1 protein-coding gene is annotated in these 411 nt (G+C 64.7%); it reads left to right on the top strand.

The annotated features are described in order from the left end of the window. Positions 1–34: 34 nt before the first annotated feature. Positions 35–411 (top strand): transposase (locus J1902_RS19165; protein WP_443623211.1); only part of this gene is annotated, 377 nt, incomplete at its 3' end.

Here is a 411-nt window from a genome sequence, read left to right as displayed (position 1 = left end):
TGTTGATGAGGGTTTGGTGGAAACCGGTGCCGGGGTGAACAAGCGGTTCAAGGCCTTTGAGCCGGACGCCGTGATGCTGGTGCCGCCGTCGCTGGACGAGTGGTTGCCGGGCAATCATCTGGCCCGGTTTATTGCCGAGATCGTCGCCGAGGAACTGGACCTGTCCCGGTTCTACGGCTCGTATGCGAAGACCAAGGGCCAGCCGCCGTACGATCCGCGGCTGATGGTCCGGGTCCTTCTCTATGGCTACTGCGTCGGGGTGCGTTCCTCGCGGGAGTTGGAACGGGCGTGCGTGGACGTGGTGGCGTTCCGCTGGCTTGCCGCGCAGCAGGCCCCGGATTTCCGGTCCATCGGCAGGTTCCGCCAGCGTCATCTTGCGGCCTTGGGGAACGTGTTCCTTCAGGCCCTGGA

It is taken from the genome of Arthrobacter cavernae, from assembly GCF_017368795.1.
Taxonomy (GTDB): domain Bacteria; phylum Actinomycetota; class Actinomycetes; order Actinomycetales; family Micrococcaceae; genus Arthrobacter; species Arthrobacter cavernae.
The sequence above is the reverse complement of the archived record's forward strand: the minus strand, read 5'-3'. Positions and strand labels throughout refer to the sequence as shown.